Origin of the sequence: Lactobacillus johnsonii ATCC 33200 (genome assembly GCF_000159355.1) — a bacterium.
In the GTDB taxonomy this organism is placed as follows: domain Bacteria; phylum Bacillota; class Bacilli; order Lactobacillales; family Lactobacillaceae; genus Lactobacillus; species Lactobacillus johnsonii.
In genome coordinates, this window is record NZ_GG670120.1 from 684,875 (window position 1) to 699,747 (window position 14,873).

Annotated in this window: 17 protein-coding genes; 2 read left to right on the forward strand and 15 right to left on the reverse strand. The window is 34.2% G+C overall.

The window, feature by feature from the left end; all coding sequences use genetic code 11:
• Window positions 1-20: 20 nt before the first annotated feature.
• The 8 genes from glyS to rpsU form a co-directional block, all read right to left on the reverse strand.
• Entirely contained in the window at window positions 21-2,093 is a 2,073-nt protein-coding gene (glyS, locus tag HMPREF0528_RS03260) for a glycine--tRNA ligase subunit beta (RefSeq protein ID WP_004895094.1), read from the reverse strand.
• Window positions 2,086-3,003: a glycine--tRNA ligase subunit alpha gene (gene glyQ, locus HMPREF0528_RS03265; RefSeq protein WP_004895097.1), complete on the reverse strand. Its 918-nt coding sequence runs from the start codon at window positions 3,001-3,003 to the stop codon at window positions 2,086-2,088. Before glyQ ends, glyS begins: the two co-directional genes overlap by 8 nt.
• Window positions 3,004-3,298: 295 nt before the next feature.
• Window positions 3,299-4,051 (reverse strand): DNA repair protein RecO, encoded by a 753-nt coding sequence (gene recO, locus HMPREF0528_RS03270; RefSeq protein WP_004895098.1) that lies wholly within the window; start codon window positions 4,049-4,051, stop codon window positions 3,299-3,301.
• A complete protein-coding gene (era, locus tag HMPREF0528_RS03275; protein ID WP_004895100.1) occupies window positions 4,052-4,963 on the reverse strand; it encodes a GTPase Era in 912 nt (303 codons plus the stop codon).
• Between the two features lie 24 nt (window positions 4,964-4,987).
• The gene (ybeY, locus tag HMPREF0528_RS03280) at window positions 4,988-5,515 is read right to left on the reverse strand and encodes an rRNA maturation RNase YbeY (RefSeq protein ID WP_004895104.1); all 528 of its coding nucleotides are present in this window, start codon (window positions 5,513-5,515) and stop codon (window positions 4,988-4,990) included.
• 3 nt (window positions 5,516-5,518) lie between these two features.
• The gene (locus HMPREF0528_RS03285) at window positions 5,519-6,427 is read right to left on the reverse strand and encodes a PhoH family protein (RefSeq protein ID WP_205882188.1); all 909 of its coding nucleotides are present in this window, start codon (window positions 6,425-6,427) and stop codon (window positions 5,519-5,521) included.
• 78 nt (window positions 6,428-6,505) lie between these two features.
• A complete protein-coding gene (locus HMPREF0528_RS03290; RefSeq protein WP_004895110.1) occupies window positions 6,506-6,949 on the reverse strand; it encodes a GatB/YqeY domain-containing protein in 444 nt (147 codons plus the stop codon).
• 106 nt (window positions 6,950-7,055) lie between these two features.
• Window positions 7,056-7,232, reverse strand: coding sequence for a 30S ribosomal protein S21 (gene rpsU, locus HMPREF0528_RS03295; protein WP_003647180.1), 177 nt, complete (start codon window positions 7,230-7,232; stop codon window positions 7,056-7,058).
• A gap of 150 nt (window positions 7,233-7,382) precedes the next feature.
• On the opposite strand from rpsU, the gene HMPREF0528_RS03300 reads away from it, so the two are divergent.
• Window positions 7,383-8,225: a pyruvate, water dikinase regulatory protein gene (locus HMPREF0528_RS03300; protein ID WP_004895113.1), complete on the forward strand. Its 843-nt coding sequence runs from the start codon at window positions 7,383-7,385 to the stop codon at window positions 8,223-8,225.
• A 67-nt stretch (window positions 8,226-8,292) separates the two neighbouring features.
• On the opposite strand, the gene HMPREF0528_RS03305 is transcribed toward HMPREF0528_RS03300, so the two are convergent.
• The 7 genes from HMPREF0528_RS03305 to msrB form a co-directional block, all read right to left on the reverse strand.
• Window positions 8,293-8,613: a metal-sulfur cluster assembly factor gene (locus tag HMPREF0528_RS03305; protein ID WP_034525218.1), complete on the reverse strand. Its 321-nt coding sequence runs from the start codon at window positions 8,611-8,613 to the stop codon at window positions 8,293-8,295.
• A gap of 1 nt (window position 8,614) precedes the next feature.
• Entirely contained in the window at window positions 8,615-9,496 is an 882-nt protein-coding gene (sdaAA, locus tag HMPREF0528_RS03310; protein ID WP_004895117.1) for an L-serine ammonia-lyase, iron-sulfur-dependent, subunit alpha, read from the reverse strand.
• Between the two features lie 12 nt (window positions 9,497-9,508).
• Entirely contained in the window at window positions 9,509-10,171 is a 663-nt protein-coding gene (locus HMPREF0528_RS03315; RefSeq protein WP_034525220.1) for a serine dehydratase beta chain, read from the reverse strand.
• 87 nt (window positions 10,172-10,258) lie between these two features.
• The gene (locus tag HMPREF0528_RS03320; protein WP_004895119.1) at window positions 10,259-11,137 is read right to left on the reverse strand and encodes a YitT family protein; all 879 of its coding nucleotides are present in this window, start codon (window positions 11,135-11,137) and stop codon (window positions 10,259-10,261) included.
• A 65-nt stretch (window positions 11,138-11,202) separates the two neighbouring features.
• Window positions 11,203-11,760 carry a peptide-methionine (S)-S-oxide reductase MsrA gene (gene msrA / locus HMPREF0528_RS03325; RefSeq protein ID WP_034525221.1) on the reverse strand — a complete coding sequence of 186 codons (558 nt, stop codon included), beginning with the start codon at window positions 11,758-11,760 and terminating at the stop codon, window positions 11,203-11,205.
• Between the two features lie 621 nt (window positions 11,761-12,381).
• The gene (locus HMPREF0528_RS03330) at window positions 12,382-13,143 is read right to left on the reverse strand and encodes an SGNH/GDSL hydrolase family protein (RefSeq protein ID WP_004895121.1); all 762 of its coding nucleotides are present in this window, start codon (window positions 13,141-13,143) and stop codon (window positions 12,382-12,384) included.
• A gap of 4 nt (window positions 13,144-13,147) precedes the next feature.
• A complete protein-coding gene (msrB, locus tag HMPREF0528_RS03335) occupies window positions 13,148-13,576 on the reverse strand; it encodes a peptide-methionine (R)-S-oxide reductase MsrB (protein ID WP_004895124.1) in 429 nt (142 codons plus the stop codon).
• A 106-nt stretch (window positions 13,577-13,682) separates the two neighbouring features.
• Here msrB and HMPREF0528_RS03340 point away from each other — a divergent pair, with 106 nt between their 5' ends.
• The gene (locus tag HMPREF0528_RS03340) at window positions 13,683-14,867 is read left to right on the forward strand and encodes an aminotransferase class I/II-fold pyridoxal phosphate-dependent enzyme (RefSeq protein WP_004895125.1); all 1,185 of its coding nucleotides are present in this window, start codon (window positions 13,683-13,685) and stop codon (window positions 14,865-14,867) included.
• Window positions 14,868-14,873 lie beyond the last annotated feature (6 nt).

A 14,873-nucleotide genomic window follows, 5' to 3' on the forward strand; every position in this document is an offset into this window, starting at 1 on the left:
TGGATCATCCCAATCAACTATTATTTAATTACTAATTTACTTAAGTCGCCCATTCGATCAGCTAAGTTATTAACCTTTAATAATTGAGCCAAACGATTATTCTTTACCTTTTCATCCTTATCAAGAATCATATTACTTTCAAAGTAATTATTAATTACTGGTTGTAATTCTACAAAGCCCTTGTAAAGATCGGCAATACTCAAATCAGTGTTTTCCTCTAATGCATTTACACCAGCATATAATTCTTCTTCACTAACATCTTGGAAAAGATTTTCATCAATGTCATTAGCATTTCTATATTTTGCTTTCTTCAAAATATTAGTAATTCTAGTCAAACTTTCAACTACTGGCTTAAAGTCAGCATCATCATGATGCATTTGCAAGGTCTTAGCAGCAGCCAAAATTTGAATTGGATCTTGTTGACTAGATGCAAGAACAGCGTCAATTACATCATAGTCATATTTTTCAACTTGTAATTGTTGCTTTACACGATCACGAATAAAGTCGGCAATTTCATTTTCAGCTTCAGCATCCTTAGGTAACTTAGCTGCAGTCTTATCTGATAGTAATTGAATCAATTCTGGTAAAACATCTTTAATAGGAAGTGACCAACCTTCGTTCAATAAGATTCTTACAATTCCGTATGCGTTTCTTCTTAATGCATATGGGTCATTAGATGAGGATGGGATCATACCTGCACCGAAGAAGGAGATGATTGTATCAAGTTTATCTGCAATTGAAAGTAATGAACCAACAGTAGTACTTGGTAATTCACCTTCAGCACTAGTTGGCATATAGCTTTCTTTAATTGCTACACTAACATTTTCATCTTCACCAATTAAGCGTGCATAGTGCATTCCCATGACACCCTGTAATTCAGCAAATTCACCGACCATTGAAGTAACAAGGTCAAATTTGTAGATATCACTAACTCGGTCAAAGTCTTTCATTTCAATATCTGAAACATTAAACTTCTTACCAAGGTAATCCCCAATAATTTGAACACGTGCCATATGTTCAGCTACTGAACCAATCTTATCATGGAAAGAAACATTCTTAAGCTTATCAACGAAATGAGCTAGTGGGTACTTCTTATCTTCATCATAGAAGAATTGAGCATCATCTAAACGAGCAACAAGAACTTTTTCATTACCAGCGATAACATTGTCTAAGTATTCACTATTTCCATTTCTAACTGAAATGAAATGATTAATTAATTTGCCGTTTTCATCATAGACTTCAAAATATCTTTGATTATCTTTCATTGAAGTAATTAATACTTCATCAGGGATGTTCAAGTATTTTTCATCAAAAGAACCAGCAAATACAGTTGGATATTCAACTAAATTAGTAACTTCTTCAAGTAAACCCTTGTCAATATTAACTTTCCAGTTATGTTGAGCAACGAGTTCTTGTATTTGGTTAAGAATCATACCCTTACGTTCATCAGCATTGGCAATTACGTATTGACTCTTTAATGCTTCTTCATAGTCATCAGCGTTAGCTAATACAACACTGTCACCTAAGAAACGATGACCTTGAGTTTTACGACCAGCTACCACATCTAGTAACTTAACTGGCACTACTTCACTATCAAGTAAAGAAACCATCCAATGAATTGGACGTACAAATTCGAAGTCGTAGCTACCCCAGCGCATCTTAGTTGGGAAGGTCATTGCTTTAACAATATCACTCATTCCCATTAAAATATCGGAAGCTTTTTTACCTTCTTTTTGAACATGAACATAAGCATATTCAGTACCCTTAAGCTCTTCAAAGTAAATGTCATCAGTAGTCATTCCTTGACCACGGACAAATCCTTGAGCAGCTTTTGTCCAATTGCCATCTTTATCTTGAGCAATCTTCTTAGCTGGGCCCTTTTTCACTTCATCAATATCTTCTTGTTTTTCAGCTAAATCTTCAACTAAAATCGTTAAACGACGTGGAGTTGAATAAGTCTTAATATCTTTAAAGGATAAACCATTTTCCTTTAAATACTTTTTAGTACGATCAGCTAATTGCTTAACACTTTTAGAAACAACGTGAGCTGGCATTTCTTCAGTGCCAATTTCAAATAAATAATCTTTAGTCATTGTTTTGCCCCGCTTTCTTAGTTTCTTCTTGGTGCTTTAATAATGGGAAGCCACGTTTTTCACGCTCTTCAACAAATCCCTTAGCAGCAAGATGAGCTAAGTTTCTAATTCTTGATAAGTACCCAGCTCTTTCAGTAACTGAAACTGCACCACGTGCATCAAGCAAGTTAAAGGTATGACTACATTTTAAGATGTAATCGTAAGCTGGATGAATTAGATTTTGACTCAACAAACGTTTAGCAGTAGCTTCGTAAATATCAAAGAACTTAAGTAATTGTTCTTGATCACTTTCTTCAAAAGCATACTTAGAATGTTCATATTCTGGTTGTTTGAAGATATCACGATACTTAACTCCATCACCCCATTCAAGATCAAAGACTGAGTTTACATCTTGAATGTAAGAAGCAAGACGTTCTACACCATAAGTAATTTCACTCATAGTTGGTTTAACATCAAGTTCTCCAACTACTTGGAAGTAAGTAAATTGAGAAACTTCCATTCCATCAAGCCATACTTCCCAACCAACACCGGCACAACCCATAGATGGGTTTGCCCAGTTATCTTCAACAAATCGAATATCGTGTTCAAGAGGTTCAATACCTAATACTCTTAAACTATCTAAATAGTATTGTTGAATGTCCTTTGGTGCAGGCTTAATAACTACTTGGAATTGGTGGTGTTGGTATAAACGATTAGGGTTATCACCATATCGACCATCGGCAGGTCTTCTTGAAGGTTCAACATAACAAGCTGCCCAAGGTTCTGGTCCAACAGCACGTAAAAATGTATATGGACTCATTGTCCCGGCACCTTTTTGTTCATCATATGAAGGCATAATCATACAACCTTTAGAGGCCCAGAACTGTTCCAATTTAAAAATCATATCCTGGATATTCAGTTTTTCTGACATCTATCTCTCTCCTCACAACATAGGCATAAAAAAAAGCCTATGCAAAAATTGCATAGGGACGATTTACTTCGCGGTTCCACCCTAATTCAGGAAAATATTCTTCCTGCCCTTAATTAACAACTTTGACTAAAAGGTGCCTTTTCCCAAATGCACTTCCACCATTCTGCACTCGCTGTATTGGTACTTTTCTATTCCTTTATAGTTGTCAAAATACGTATCTATTTTATCATCTTTTATAAAAAAAGACTAGTAAGAAAACCTCACTAGTCTTTAAACGAATATAAAAAGTCAACAGCTAAAAAAGCGCCAATTCATCAAGAAATTTTTTAGTTTTTAAATTAAGATCCAGATAGTTAACGTACATCCGATCGATCACCTTGCCAGAGTCCTTTTTTAATTGCGGATTAATTTTTATTTTCCCTAAACGATCAATATCAACTAAAGCTAGAGTACGAATCAAGGCTACTATTTTAGGATCTAGATGCATCCTTTGACTGACACTATTAAAGTGATCACTACAAATAATTCCACCTAATTCCATCGAGTAGTCAAACACACCTTGTACTTTACCACAAATTAGGCAACGATCTAATTGTGGCGCTACTCCATATGCATTAAGCAACTTCAGTTGTACCATCTGGGTAATAATTGCCGCATCTTCTCCTAAATTTATCTTCAGCAACGCTTTCATAATCAAATCATAAAAACTTCCAATATTTTTATACTCAACAAAAGCATGGTCAAGCAAGTCTAAAACATAACTCGAATACGCATTCTTAGTTAAATCTAAATATAACTGGTCCAGCTGCTTTACATCCTTGAAAGTCCGCAGCGTACTGATTCCCTTCCAATTTGTATTTACAATATACTTTCCATAAGAGAAGTTAAGGGTTGCAGCTCCTAATCTGGACTTTGGTCTCAGTGCTCCTCTTGCATCAATTGTAAAAATACCATGATCTTTAGTCATGATCTTGGTTAGAACATCAGCTTCTTTATATTTTTTTCTTTTAAAAATTAATCCTTGAACTTCACAAAGTTCACGTGCCATCTATCTTAATTCCTTAACGTTGTAGCCAATAGATTTAAGAAAGACAGGATCAGAACGCCAATTCTTTTGAACCTTAACCCATAGGCGTAAATTAACCTTTTCACCTAATAAAGCTTCAATTTCCTGACGTGCAGCAATTCCAATCTGCTTCAACATTTGACCTTTCTTGCCGATAATAATGCCCTTTTGACCGGGACGCTCAACATAAATTGTAGCCTCAACTTGAAGCTTGCCACCTTCATGATCCCGCATTCGGTCAACTACCACGGCCGTAGCATGCGGAACTTCTTCATGAGTGAGCTTCAAAACCTGCTCGCGAATTAATTCAGCTACAATAAAATATTCTGGACGGTCAGTCAATTGGTCTGCATCATAAAATTGCGGACCTTCTGGCAAATATTTAGCAATTGTTTTAATCAACTCGGAAACATTGTTTCCTTGTGAAGCAGAAATTGGAACAATTTCAGCAAAATCGCCTAGATTCTTATATGAATCTATAATAGATAATAACTCATCTGGGTGGACTTTATCAATCTTATTTATCACTAAAAATACAGGCTTTTTAATTTTCTTAAGAAGTTCAGCAATATATTGGTCTCCCTTACCTGCTGGTTCAGGTTCAACCATAAATAAAACCACATCTACTTCATCTAAAGCAGAGTAACTTGACTTATCCATAAAGTCATCTAATTTATTTTTTGGCTTATGAATTCCCGGAGTATCAATAAAAACTATTTGTTCCTGATCATCAGTATAAATACCTGAAATTTTATTTCTAGTGGTTTGTGGTTGTGGGGACATAATTGCCACTTTTTGTCCCACTAAATAATTCAAGAGAGTTGATTTACCAACATTAGGTCTACCAATTAAAGCTACAAAACCTGATTTAAAGTCTTTTTTTTCATCCATCATTGTTACATCCTTTTTATTTAAGTTTTAATGAATTTGCTTTCCATGATTTTCTTGATCAGGATGAAGCGGAAGTCCATATTCACGTAAAACTTTACCTTGGATACCAAACATAATCTTGGCTTCATCGTCTTCGATATGATCATAACCATTTAAGTGAAGGTATCCATGAACTAGTGTATAACCAAACTCCCGATTAAATCCAGTTTCATACTCTACACTATGTCTTTTGATAACTTCAGGGCAAAGAAATAAATCCCCAATATCTTCTACAAAATCAGGATCGTCACTAAAAGCACTCATAAAGTCCTCATCTAATCCATCTTCAATTGCAAAAGAAATTACATCAGTGGGGCGATCTTTACCGCGATATTTTTTATTAATTTCATGGATTTTTTTGGAAGAAACAAAGTTAATACTCATTTCTTGAGAATTCTCTTTATGAATTTCTTTTTTTGCTGATAATAATAAGTTGCTAATCCATGAAATCCAATCTTTATCGCTATCTTTTAAGAAAGTAACTTCATCATTAAAAGAAATATCTAAATTATTCAACTCTTAGTGTCCCTCTTCTTCATATGCTCTAACAATTTTGGCCACAACGGGATGACGAACAACATCATTAAAAGTAAAGTTAATGAATTTTACTTGCTCAATATTCTGTAAAATATGTTCAGCTTGTAATAATCCACTCTTTGCTTTTCCTGGTAAGTCAATTTGAGTCTGGTCTCCATTGACAACCATTTTAGAATTAAATCCTAATCTTGTTAAAAACATCTTCATTTGTGCATGTGTTGTATTTTGTGCTTCATCTAGAATTACAAAAGCATCATCCAAAGTTCTACCACGCATATACGCTAGCGGAGCCACTTCAATAACCCCGCGTTCCATTAAACGGTTGGTTGGCTCTACACCTAAAATAGCATATAAAGAATCATAGATTGGTCTTAAATATGGATCAACTTTTTCTTTTAAATCACCTGGAAGAAATCCTAATGATTCACCTGCTTCTACCGCTGGTCTAGTCAAAATAATCCGGGATACTTCTCCTTTTTTAAAGGCCGCAATCGCCATAACTACGGCTAGAAAAGTTTTTCCTGTACCAGCTGGTCCAATTCCAAAAACGACATCATATTTTTGAATAGCTTCAATATAGCGTTTTTGTCCCATATTCTTAACGCGAACTGGACGACCTTTAGCATCCCTAATTAGAATTTTATTATATAATTCTCCAAAAAATTCTAAAGTTCCCTTATCTGCCATCTTAATTGCGCTAACAACATCAGTTGCAGTAATAGTAACTCCACGGGTAACAACCTTATCTAAAGCAGTAAAAATTTGCATAATTTTCTTAACAATGCTTTCTTCTCCGGTTACTTCGATTTCACTACCAGTATCAGTTACCTGCACATCATAAGATTCTTCAATTAAACGCAAATTTGCATCGTTAATTCCAACTAAATTCATGATTGTTTCTGGTTTAGTTGGTGTAAATGTTGCTTCTATAGTTTGTCCCACTTAAAATCCTCCGTTTAATAAAAGCTATTAGTTAAGCTTTTTACCAACAATTGAAGAAGCTGCTTTACCATCAGCCTTACCCTTAATTTTTGGCATTAAAGCTTGCATAACTTTACCAAAGTCTTTTTTAGAACTTGCTCCAACTTCTTTAATTGTTTCTTCAACAGTTTCTTCAAGTTCTTCCTTAGACATTTGCTTTGGCATGTATTTTTCAATTAATTTCATTTCATTCTTTGTTTGATTAATTAAATCATCTCTGCCAGCCTTGGTAAATTCTTCTAAAGATTCTTTTCGTTGTTTAAGAGCGCTGGACAAAACTGTTAATTCATCATCACTAGTTAGATCATGTCCCACTTTAATTTTATAATTCATTACTGCAGCCTTAAGCGAGCGAATTGTAGTTAAAGCTTCCTTATCTTTGGCTTTCATAGCTGTTTTCATATCTTGCATTAAAGTATCATTTAGTGACATTGTATTTAATTCTCCTCTTTAATCAAAACTTACACAGTCTATTTTAAACTTTTTATATAAAAAAAGCTCTTGATAGAAGAATTTTCTACCAGGAGCTTTTTCTATACTAATAATGTCTACGCTTACGAGCAGCTTCGGATTTTAACTTTCTCTTAACGCTTGGTTTTTCGTAGAATTCACGCTTGCGGTATTCTTGCAAGGTACCACTTCTAGAAACGGAACGTTTGAAACGACGAAGAGCATCATCAATAGACTCGTTTTCGTGAACGATTGTCTTAGCCATGTGAGATCCCTCCTTCCATTTCTTGGCACAAAAATATGTGCCACAACAATATAGTTAAATTATAGCTAAACGAGAAAAAACGGTCAATAGTCGATTAACATTTTTCTTACTTATTTTGGTATAATTTAGATAATTAATGAGGTGAAATATATGACTGAAGAAAAAAAAGAAAATCAAAAAATTGTTAATCTAATTATTATTTCTGACTCCGTTGGTGATACAGCTTTCAATATGGTACAAGCTGGTGCGGTGCAATATCCAAATGTTAAGTTTAACTACCGCCGCTATCCTTTTATTACCAATAAGGAAAAACTAGAAAAAGTTTTTAGTGAAATCACAGAATTTGAAAATGTATTAATTGCCTTCACTTTGATTCATGAAGATGAACAATTGGCCGTAATTAAATTTGCACGTGAACATAATATGAAATACGTCGACTTACTTTCTGGCGTAATTGACAACATTCATGCTTTAACTGGTGAAGAACCTAAACATGAAATCGGTGCTGTTCACCACATGGGTCAAAATTACTTTGATAGAATTTCTGCAATGGAATTTGCTGTTATGTATGATGATGGGAAAGATCCAAAAGGTTTCTTAGAAGCTGACGTTGTTTTACTTGGTGTTTCTAGAACTTCTAAGACTCCACTTTCTTTATTCTTAGCTAACAAGAATCTTAAGGTCGCTAATTTACCACTTGTACCTCAAACCCATATTCCAGATGAAATCTATAAGATTAATCCTAAAAAAATCATTGGTTTAACAAATGATCCATCTGTTTTGAATGAAATCAGACGTCAAAGAATGATAGCCTATGGTTTAAATCCAGATACAACTTATTCTAATATGGATTCTATCAATGCAGAACTTGAGGCAGCTAATAAACTTTATAAGAAACTTGGTTGCTATGTAATTAACGTTGCTCATCGTTCAATTGAAGAAACAGCAGCACTAATTTTAGAACACCTCGGTATTGATGACTACGCTAAGTAACGAATAAAATTAAATATTTTAAAAAGATCTTTCATTAAATTTTGAAAGATCTTTTTTATACCTCTATTTATTTTTCGTCATATCCAAAATGTTTTTTAGCTTGATCACTCATCTTTTCTGGACTCCAAACTGGGTACCAAACAAACTCAACATCAACATTTTTGACTTCAGGAACCTTCATAACTGCTGCAGTAACCAATTCAATTAATACTTCTGCTAAAGGACAAGCTGGAGTGGTTAAAGTCATATTAATCAGACAAATTCCATCTTCATCTAAATCAATCTCGTAAACTAGTCCTAGATTAACAATATTTACCCCTAACTCCGGGTCTATGACAGTTGCTAGTTGATTGATAATATTTTGCTTAATTTCTTCACTAGTCCGCATTCTAAACATCTTTTCCAAAAATTCTAGCCTTAATAGCCTGTCCTGTTGGAGTGCCTGCTAATCCACCAATCCCAGTTTCTCTTAATGATACTGGCATTTGATGACCGACTTTTTTCATAGCATCAATACACTCATCAGCCGGGATAACACTGGTACATCCAGCTAGTGCCATATCAGCAGCAATTAGTGCGTTGCCTGCTCCAATAGCATTTCTTTTTACGCAGGGTACTTCTACTAGTCCTGCTATTGGATCACATACTAGTCCCAATAAATTAGACATAGCAATCGCTAAAGCTTGAGAGCTTTGCGCGGGCGTGCCACCGGCTATTTCTACAGCTGCTGCTGCACCCATTGCGGAAGCTGAACCTACTTCTGCTTGGCAGCCACCGGTTGCACCAGCAATTTCCGCATTATTTCCAATAACTAATCCCATTCCTCCTGCAGTAAAGAGAAAGCGAATCATTTGCTCTTCATTTAAGTCTAGCTTTTTTTCAAGCATAAATAAAATGCCTGGCAGTGTGCCAGAAGAGCCTGCTGTTGGAGTTGCACAAATGACGCCCATCGCAGCATTTACTTCATTTGTCGCTACGGCATTTTGCACAGCTTCCATCATAAAATCACCAGAAAGAGTATGTCCTTTTTCACGATAATTCTTTATTTTAATCGCTTCACCACCTGTTAAGCCAGTATGAGAAAATACTCCTTTACCAGTACTTCCCTTACTAACCGCAGCACGCATGGTTTCAAGATTATATTTCATTTTATTCCATACTTTTTCTCTAGATAGACCTGATAATTTGCATTCTTGTTCAATTATTAATTCTGAAATAGGTTTTTCTGTTTTTTCAGCGTCTGCAACAATTTCTTTAATATGATTGTACATTAGTTTCTCATTTCATAAACAAACAATGTTTTTATATTTTTTCTTGAGTTCTCCAATTAAAGAAGGCTTAAAATAGTTTTGAATATCATATTCATAAATGTAATAGTCCGGGCTTCTATATATTCTGCTCTCATTAAAGGGTGCCTTTTGTTGTAAAAAGGAAGTCAAAGATCTTTGATTTTTTATTTTTCTTTCTGGATCAATCAATAGAACAATTGGCAACGTACCGCTGGGCTCAACCACAATATCATGGATTACTAAGCGGCGAATTTCTATTGCTCCACCACCAACAGAACAGCCTGCCAACTGAACTTTTTTATGACCATCAGTCATATCCAAAATCGCTGTATTCGGATGATGAATCGGGCTTTCTCCCTTTTCCTCTACAAATCTAATATCAATACCGCGTTTACGTGCAATTTCTGGAGCTTTTGGTACTCGTAAGTCAGAAGTAGTAAAGCCCAAAATCCCAGCTGCAATTGCATAATCAGTACCATGTCCACGATGAGTCTGAGCAAAAGAACCATAATAATGAACAGTAACCTTTTTAGGAATTCCTCCAAAAAGCTTATTTCCCTCTCTGCCAATTGCTACTGCACCAGCTGTATGTGAACTAGAGGGTCCAATCATAACTGGACCAATGATATCAAAAACACTTTTAAAACGATTTTCCATCTTAGATTCCCTACATAAAAAATTTTTTAAAGAAAAACGACCATTTCCTTTGTTGTATAAAGTGAAATAATCGTTTTCTAGTAACATCTAAACTGGCGTCTGTTCCTTGAATCTTCCATATACCTTCGAAACTTCGCTCAAACTCATAAAGGCATAAGGATCATTGTTTAAGACAATATTATAAATGTCATACATATCATATTTATCAATTACCATTAATAAGACTGTCTTTTCAGTATGACTATACGCACCCTCGGCATCATGCAGAATAGTAATTCCACGATGCATTTTAGCCTGAATTCCATCAATAATATGTTTAGGATGTTCTGTTACGATTAATACCTGCATCTTTTGATGTTGATTATAGACAGCGTCTATTACCTTACCATTGACAAAGATGTTCAAAGCCGTATATAGAGCTCGAGTCCATCCAAATACAAAACCAGCACATATTACGATAATTAGGTTAAAAAAGATATTTATTTGACCAAAACTTTTACCAGTTTTCTTTCGTAAAATAATTCCTAAGACATCTAGTCCACCAGTAGAGATACCTGATTTTAAAGCTATCCCAGTACCAACACCATTAATTACCCCACCAAAAATTGCACAAATAATTGGATCATAGCTCATCTTAATTGGAGCAATAATTTTCATCATGATAGATGCCAATAAAACTGCAACTAAAGTAAAAATCGTAAAACGGTGGCCAATTTTAAACCATCCTAAAATAAATAATGGGATATTTAGTACAAAATACATTACCGATGTTGCTAATGTAAATGGTAAATACCGTTCTGATACAGACTGTAAAATTTGGGCAAAACCAGTAATTCCAGAAGCATAAATTTTACCAGGTTGCCAGAAAAAATTTAAGGCGATAGCAACGGCTAAAGCATAAAATAAAGCTGCTGATAACTTTGAAATTAAGATATGACGCCGCGAAAGCCTTTCTAATGTACTCATAATTTTCCTCTTTTACTATGTTCATAACGTATCTAGTGTAAAGATATTTATAGTTAAAAACAAGTCTATTTTTTCCAATGCTTTTTGATAAATTGTTCTCTCCCTCCGGCCTCTTCTAAAGCATACCGAGCTGGATCTTTTTTATAGAAATCTTGATGGTAATCTTCAGCCAAATAGAAAGGCTTTGCTGGTTCAATACGGGTTACAATTGGATCTGAAAACTTATTTGAATCTTCTAAAGATTTACGTGATTGTTCAGCAATTTCTTTTTGTTCAGGTGAATTATAGTAAATAACTGGTTGATATTGACTGCCGCGATCTTGAAACTGTCCCATAGCATCAGTTGGATCAGTAACTTGCCAATAAATATTAACTAAATCCTCATAAGATAGTTTATTTGGATCATAAGTAATGCGAACCGCCTCAGTATGCCCAGTTAATCCCGTACAAACTTGTTCGTAAGTAGGGTTAGGCACGACTCCACCGGTATAACCTGATTCTACCTTTATGACACCAGGATATGTATCGAAAGGAGCAACCATGCACCAGAAACAACCGCCAGCAAAGATAGCTTTGTCATACTGCGACTTTTCGTTGTTATCAAGGGATTTGATGTCTTTCATAGTTTTCACTAGCTTTCTAAAAATTTCAGTTTTTAACAAAAATTAGGTTCTTTTTAGGTTCCTATTTCTTTTAATTCATTCATATATATTATTAATGGAATTTACTCTTAAAGCAAAAAAGTCACTCTAGAACATCAGATCTAAAATAACTTGCTTTCCTTTAACTTTGCTTTTCTTTTCTCTATATAACTTTCTATGGCTTTTAAATATTCTTCAGTAGCTAACTTAAGAATAAAGTTTTTTGTAATGGATCGTTTAACTATGTAGTTCTTTCTATCTTTATTATTTTCATCCCATTTTTTATTAGCTTTTTTCTAGCTTCTGTTAGTTTAACCATTAAATATCAGCTTTCTAATTAAATATAAAACAAATCTAAGTGATATTGTATATGGCTATGATAACAGATTTATAGTTTCTTTCTTAGTCATAATATTTAGTTTTATAGCTTATTACTGCTGTTAAGTGCATTGATTATATCCGGTGTTTATATTAAATCTATTTCCAGCACAATACTTTACATAATTATTTTAACGTAATAAATATAAATTTGTTTTATCTGCAAAAGAATAAAAAAATCCATCTCTCGATTATATAAAATCAAAAGATGGTTTTTAAACAAAACTAATTTTCATAAATATCAGTGAGCGCTTTTTCAAATTCAGGAAGCCAGCTCAGCTTATATCCAGCACGAGTGGGATGAATATCGTCAACCATATATAGTTGACGTTCATTTTCACTATAGTTAAAGTGCTTATCATCCCACATATTAAGAAACTTAAATTTCCATTTCTTTTGTAACTCTTTTGTTGCTTCTACTAATTCACCGTATTTTTTGGAATCAAAAAATGGATTAGAATAAATCAAAACAGGACAATTCCAAGTCTTTTTAACATACTCTAAAATGAATTCAATTGCTCCAATACTAGTTGTAATATCGTACTTGTCATTTTCACTAATTTTTCCTAAAGGAATATCAGCTTTAGCATCATTAGTTGAAAGTTGCAACACAAAAGCACTTATATTTTCTAAAATTGGAAGTTTCTCTAAGCGTGCTACATAAGAATCATCACCATTTTCTGCTAAGGTTGTTCCGGAAACAGCTTCTTTAAATGGATAAATCCCATCTTTTTTTCTTAAATAATCTACGAATGATTCACTCAAGGCACCTGCACCATAAGTAACAGAACTTCCTAAAAAGGCAATCTGTTTATCTACAAGCTTACTATTAGTAGACTGTGTCCCACTTACATTGTATTCAACCTGATTACCAGAGGCTTTAACTATCTTTGTCAAAAAGTCTTCATGTTGACCAGCAAACTCTAATAATTCAGGAATATTTTCTTCTGGAACCTTCAAATTATCAAAAACTTGTATTAAATTCATGATCCTATTCCTCAAATATTTTTTTATATTGATTATAGCCTTCCTCTTCTAGCTTATCATATGGGATGAATTTTAAGGAAGCAGAATTAATACAATACCGTAATCCACCTTGATCTACTGGCCCATCAGTAAAAACATGACCTAAGTGGGAATCAGCAATCGGACTCTTCACTTCTGTTCGCTCCATTCCATGTGACTGATCCCGCTTATAACGTAATTTCTTTATTGGCTTAGTAAAACTCGGCCAACCACATCCCGCATCATATTTATCTTGACTTGAAAAAAGTGGTTCACCGGAAACTACATCGACATAAATTCCTTTTTGATTAAAATCGTTATATTTTCCACTAAAAGGCATTTCAGTTGCTGCATGTTGTGTAACTTCATATTGCTCAGAATTTAATTTTTTAAGAGCTTCTTTTTTATCAAACATTTTTTCACCTTCTAAAATTAAAGATATCAAATTTTAACATAAAAATGTTGTCTCATGATTTTTATTTCTATACAATAATCTATAATATTAGAGGGGGATTTTTTTTATGCCAAAATTAGCAAATGATTTATCACTTACAAAAAATACACGATTAAATTCTTTAGGACCTTCAAAAATTAGAGCTTTTGATGAAAAAGCTTCTCAAATCCCAGGAATTATTAAATTAACGATTGGAGAACCGGACTTAAATACACCAGATCATGTTAAAGATGCAGCTATTGCTGATATTAAATCAAATGACTCACATTATGCACCACAAGCAGGTAAACCTGAGTTATTAGAGGCTATCAGCAACTACCTTGATCGCAGCCTTGATGTTAAATACGATCCAAAAACTGAAATTTGCGTTACAGTTGGAGCTACTGGTGCTTTAAATGATGTATTCATGTCAGTCTTAAATCCAGGTGATAAAATTTTAGTTCCTACTCCAGTATGGGCTTTATATTTTCAACTAATTAAATTAACAGGAGCTATCCCAGTCCAAATTGATACTTCAAAAGATGATTTTATCCTTACTCCTGAACACCTTGAAATAGTCCTACAAAATGAAGGAAAAGGCGCTAAAGCAATTATTTTAACTGATCCATCTAATCCAACAGGTCGCGTTTATCCCGCAGCTACTTTAAAGGCACTTGCAGAGGTTATTACCAAGTATCATCTCTTCTCGGTTACTGACGAAATATATGGTGAATTGGTTTACGATAATAATGTTCATCATTCTTTATCTCAATATATTCCTGAGCGCAATATTCTAATTTCAGGGCTTTCAAAAGCATACGCAATGACTGGTTGGCGATTAGGATATATTGCGGCTCCTGCAGATATTATGAAAACTATTCAAAAAGTAAATGCATTTCTTGTGACTTCTGTAACTGATAATGTTCAAGCTGCTGCAATTGAGGCCCTAAACAAAGGCCAAGCAGATCCTCTTGAAGCACGCAAAATTTACGAAGACAGATTAAAATTTATGAAAACTGGCCTAGAAAAATTAGGCTTTGAAATGTCTACGCCACAAGGAGCCTTCTATATTTTTGCTAAGATTCCTGATACTTTTGGTACCGACGATGAAGCTTTTGCGAATGAACTAGCTACTAAGGCAAAAGTTGGTGTAACTCCAGGTCGCTATTTCGGTAAGGGCGGTCAAGGATATGTTAGAATGTCTTATGCTTCTTCAACAGAGCAGCTACAAGAAGCCTTAAAACGAATTGCAAAATTTGTTGAAAATATTTAAATAAAT

Excerpts from the sequence above, each read along its gene's own strand:
- msrA (WP_034525221.1), bottom strand. The coding sequence starts at position 11,760 with ATGAAAGACATCAAATCCCTTGATAACAACGAAAAGTCGCAGTATGAC.
- HMPREF0528_RS03340 (WP_004895125.1), top strand. The coding sequence starts at position 13,683 with ATGCCAAAATTAGCAAATGATTTATCACTTACAAAAAATACACGATTA.
- HMPREF0528_RS03330 (WP_004895121.1), bottom strand. The coding sequence starts at position 13,143 with ATGAATTTAATACAAGTTTTTGATAATTTGAAGGTTCCAGAAGAAAAT.
- recO (WP_004895098.1), bottom strand. The coding sequence starts at position 4,051 with ATGGCACGTGAACTTTGTGAAGTTCAAGGATTAATTTTTAAAAGAAAA.
- sdaAA (WP_004895117.1), bottom strand. The coding sequence starts at position 9,496 with ATGTACAATCATATTAAAGAAATTGTTGCAGACGCTGAAAAAACAGAA.
- HMPREF0528_RS03290 (WP_004895110.1), bottom strand. The coding sequence starts at position 6,949 with ATGTCACTAAATGATACTTTAATGCAAGATATGAAAACAGCTATGAAA.
- glyQ (WP_004895097.1), bottom strand. The coding sequence starts at position 3,003 with ATGTCAGAAAAACTGAATATCCAGGATATGATTTTTAAATTGGAACAG.
- rpsU (WP_003647180.1), bottom strand. The coding sequence starts at position 7,232 with ATGGCTAAGACAATCGTTCACGAAAACGAGTCTATTGATGATGCTCTT.
- msrB (WP_004895124.1), bottom strand. The coding sequence starts at position 13,576 with ATGTTTGATAAAAAAGAAGCTCTTAAAAAATTAAATTCTGAGCAATAT.
- HMPREF0528_RS03315 (WP_034525220.1), bottom strand. The coding sequence starts at position 10,171 with ATGGAAAATCGTTTTAAAAGTGTTTTTGATATCATTGGTCCAGTTATG.
- HMPREF0528_RS03285 (WP_205882188.1), bottom strand. The coding sequence starts at position 6,427 with ATGAATTTAGTTGGAATTAACGATGCAAATTTGCGTTTAATTGAAGAA.
- HMPREF0528_RS03320 (WP_004895119.1), bottom strand. The coding sequence starts at position 11,137 with ATGAGTACATTAGAAAGGCTTTCGCGGCGTCATATCTTAATTTCAAAG.
- HMPREF0528_RS03300 (WP_004895113.1), top strand. The coding sequence starts at position 7,383 with ATGACTGAAGAAAAAAAAGAAAATCAAAAAATTGTTAATCTAATTATT.
- era (WP_004895100.1), bottom strand. The coding sequence starts at position 4,963 with ATGATGGATGAAAAAAAAGACTTTAAATCAGGTTTTGTAGCTTTAATT.
- glyS (WP_004895094.1), bottom strand. The coding sequence starts at position 2,093 with ATGACTAAAGATTATTTATTTGAAATTGGCACTGAAGAAATGCCAGCT.
- HMPREF0528_RS03305 (WP_034525218.1), bottom strand. The coding sequence starts at position 8,613 with ATGCGGACTAGTGAAGAAATTAAGCAAAATATTATCAATCAACTAGCA.